The sequence below is a fragment of the Pseudomonas sp. PS01270 genome, from assembly GCF_029959775.1.
GTDB classification, from domain to species: Bacteria; Pseudomonadota; Gammaproteobacteria; order Pseudomonadales; family Pseudomonadaceae; genus Aquipseudomonas; species Aquipseudomonas atacamensis.
On sequence record NZ_JASCPT010000298.1, the window covers coordinates 1 to 281 of the forward strand.

Sequence of the window (281 nt, forward strand, 5' to 3'; positions counted from 1 at the left end):
GTTCTGCGGAGTCACCAGCAGCTCGACACGACGGTTCAAGGCCCGGCCTTCAACGCTGTCGTTGGCCGCACGCGGCGCTTCGGAACCCATGCCGCGCAGCATCAGGCGATCACGCTGCAAGCCGCTGAGGCGGAAGATCGCCGCCACCGATTGCGCACGCTCCTGGCTCAGTTTGACGTTGGCCGGCGCAGCACCGCTGGTATCGCTGTGACCAAGCACCAGCACTGCGGTTTTCGGGGCGGCTTCAAGGATTTTCGCTACGCGAGTGAACGGGCCAAGGG

Annotated in this window: 1 protein-coding gene; it reads right to left on the reverse strand. The window is 65.1% G+C overall.

Translation table 11 applies throughout. The features are described from left to right. Positions 1 to 281, reverse strand: a 281-nt coding sequence (locus tag QMX86_RS28255; RefSeq protein WP_282390441.1) for an OmpA family protein, incomplete at both ends; no start/stop codon positions are given.